The sequence below is a fragment of the Amycolatopsis rhizosphaerae genome (genome assembly GCF_007713715.1).
In the GTDB taxonomy this organism is placed as follows: Bacteria; Actinomycetota; Actinomycetes; order Mycobacteriales; family Pseudonocardiaceae; genus Amycolatopsis_E; species Amycolatopsis_E rhizosphaerae.
This window is the reverse complement of record NZ_VJWX01000706.1, coordinates 1-2,730: the sequence shown is the minus strand read 5'-3', so window position 1 is coordinate 2,730 and position 2,730 is coordinate 1. Positions and strand designations below refer to the sequence as shown.

Annotated in this window: 1 protein-coding gene; it reads left to right on the top strand. The window is 71.3% G+C overall.

Annotation, left to right across the window (positions count from 1 at the left end):
• The coding region (locus FNH05_RS35810) for a toxin glutamine deamidase domain-containing protein (protein ID WP_246128142.1) at positions 1 to 2,730 on the top strand (2,730 nt) is incomplete at both ends.

The following is a 2,730-nucleotide window of genomic DNA, read 5'->3' as shown; positions in this document are numbered from 1 at the left end:
CGACCGAACCCCACCGCGAGGACACACAACCACCACACGAAGAAAACCCGCACCACGAGGAACCGGCCGCCGAGCCGCAGCACGACCGTACCGGCGCGCCGGGCGACGGGCCGCCGGTGGAACGGCCGGACGAGCCGTACCTCCGCGACGACGATTACCGCAGCGACGATCCCCGGCATTACGCGCAGATCGACGACCAGGTCCTGGAAGAAGGCGTCCGGGACAACGGCGAACTGTTCAACGAGCAGATCTTCCGTCAGGCCACGGAACTCCGGGGCCTGAGCCCGGAGTTCGCGCACATGTCCGACCTGGGTGCGGCCGCGGTGCACAGCTACACCCGGCACGAGGTCTTCGGCAGGCTCAACGAGGCCCTCCGTACCGGCGAGGACCTGCACACCTACGTCGGTCAGGCCAAGGCGGTCGTTTCCGGTCTCAACGAGTTGCCTCCGTACCGCGGCGAGACGGTCCGCACCATCAACTTCGACAACAACCAGCGTCTGGTGAAGCTGGCGCTGGCGCACTACGAGCCCGGCAAGGTCACCGTCGAGCCCTCGTTCACCAGCACCAAGAAGGTCACCCCCGAGGACCCGTACCCCTACGACCGCAACGCACCCATCGAACTCCGGATCAGGTCGGTGACCGGCCGGGACATCGAAAAGCTCTCGGACAAGCCGAAAGAGCGCGAAGTCGTTCACAAGCCCGGCCTCCAGCTGCTCGTGACGGACAAGCGACTGGTGGTGGAGAACGGCACGGAGAAGTGGGTCATCCACGCGGAGGAGATCACCGAGGGCCACCCGAAGTATCTCGCCCCTGAGACCGCAGAGCAGGCCATCCACGAGCGGCGCGAACGGCTCGCCGCGGACCTCCGGTCCGCCCCGAGCGCCATAGCGGCGGGCTTGGGGTTCGACTCCGTCCCCTCCGAGGACGACCGCGCCCGGCGAACCGGGCCGGAACTCACCCCCGAGCAGCGGGCCGCGCTCGCGGCCATGCGCCCGCCGCCCGACGGGTGGTCCTCGCTGAACCGGGCCACCGACCCTCCGGGGGTGCCCGCCCTGCACGGCGGGACGGTGGAGGCCCCGCAGCGTCAGCTGCGGTTCATTCGCGACCTCTTCCCGCAGATGGAGGGGATCAACCGCGGCCACTACGGCGACGATCCGGCCTTCCACCGCAACGGCGCGGAGACGCTGCTCGCCTACGAGGACCGGGTCACCGGCCGGAACCCGGACGCGCTGGCGGAGCCCCGCCCGGAGGGACACCCCTTCGACGATCCCGCCAGTCAGCGGGATGCCCTGCGGGAGCGGCTGGGTGGCGACTGGAGCAGGCACCGGTCCATCGCCGACTCGATCGACGCCATGCGGGACCGTCCGGTGGGTTCGCGCGCCGTCCTGTCCGTCGAGTACTTCGAGCCCGGCCCGCCGCCGCGCTCGGAGCACAAGGTGTTCGCGGCGGTCACCACCGAGCACGGGGTGGCCCTCCTCGACCCGGTGCGGAACCGGTTCGCCGAACTGCCCCCGGAAACCCATTCGGTCGGCCTGCTGGCGCACCACGACGGGGAAGGGCCGATCGTTCCCCACGAGGAATCACCGCGCGGGGCGCCACGCGAACCGTCGATGCTCAGCCGCGCCCTCGACGGCGAACCGGTGGCCGAGGCGCCCTCGAAGCCGGTCGAGCACCAGCGGTCGATCGGCGGCATGCTCGACGGCGGGCCCCAGCCGGAAACCCCCGAGGCCCCGGCTGCCGGGCACCGGGACATCGGGGCGGCGCTCGGCGGCGAGGACGGGCCGGTGGGATACGGCGCGGCCGAACCCGGGTCCTGGGGTGCCCCGCCACCGGACGTGCCGGTCACCGGGGACCACGACTGGTCACCGCTGGCCCGCGCGACCAATCCGCCGAGCGAACCGGCGATCCACGCCGGAACGGCGAATGCCAACCAGGACGCCCGGTACGTCGCCGAGCGCCATCCCGAGCTGCGGGAGGTCAATCCCCGGTTCTACGAGCGCGACGCGTTCGACCGGGGTTACCAGACCAACTGCACGCGCAGCGTCGTCGCCTACGCCCAGCGCCTGCTGGATATGGACGCCCACGCCGAAGCGGTCCTGCCGCGCGAACTGGCGACCAAGGGCACGCTGGAATACGTCCGGGAACAGCTCGGCGGCCAGTGGGAATCGCACGGCGACTACGACAGCGTGATCCGCAGCATGCGCGAGCAGCCGATCGGCTCGCACGGGGTGGTCGGGGTGCTGTTCCGGGACGTGGACGGCAACGTCATGGGCCATGTCGCGATGACGGTGCACACCAGGGAAGGGGTCGCGTTCATCGATCCGCAGTCCGGGAGGCTGATGCACCTGCCGCATCCGCCGCTCGGCCTGGACCTCCTGCCGTTCGGTTCGCTGGAGCACAGCGGCGGCAGGGCCGCGCTGGGCGATCAGGCGCCGGAACGACCGGTCCCGGACGCACCGGAGGAGGGGTTCTCCCTCGAGCAGCCCGGGGTCAACGCGCCCGAATACGACGACAGCCTGCTGCGGGACCTGGACCGGGAACTGGAGATCCTGGCCGGGGTGGAGGACATGGCCCAGCTCCAGGAAACCCCGGCGCCATGGCCGGCCGATCCGCCCGCCGACGCCGAAGAGCATCGGCCCGCCGCACCGCGGCAGTTGCCCGGCGAACGGCAGGTCGATCCCCGCGAGATGTTCCCCGCTCAGACCGCGGCCCCGGCCGCACCCGTGACAC